Origin of the sequence: Pseudomonas sp. (assembly GCF_032058845.1) — a bacterium.
In the GTDB taxonomy this organism is placed as follows: Bacteria; Pseudomonadota; Gammaproteobacteria; order Pseudomonadales; family Pseudomonadaceae; genus Aquipseudomonas.
On record NZ_DAMCCR010000021.1, the window covers coordinates 1 to 324 of the forward strand.

A 324-nucleotide genomic window follows, 5' to 3' on the forward strand; every position below is an offset into this window, starting at 1 on the left:
CGGTGCTGCTCGGCCTTGGCCCGCAGGTCGTCCACATCGACGTTACCGCGCGCATCGCAGGCGGTGACCACCACGCGCATGCCGGCCATGTGCGCGGTTGCCGGGTTGGTGCCGTGGGCCGAGGCCGGGATCAGGCAGACGTTGCGGTGGCTGTCACCGCGGCTGCGGTGGTAGGCGCGAATCGCCAGCAGGCCCGCGTACTCGCCCTGGGAGCCAGCGTTGGGTTGCAGCGACACGGCGTCGTAGCCGGTGGCTGCGCAGAGCATCGCTTCGAGCTCGCGGGTCATCTGCAGGTAGCCCTGGCTCTGCTCGGCAGGGGCGAAG

1 pseudogene is annotated in these 324 nt (G+C 71.0%); it reads right to left on the minus strand.

The features are described from left to right. Positions 1 to 324, minus strand: a pseudogene (locus RT028_RS06300) (glycine dehydrogenase (aminomethyl-transferring)); the annotation flags it as partial.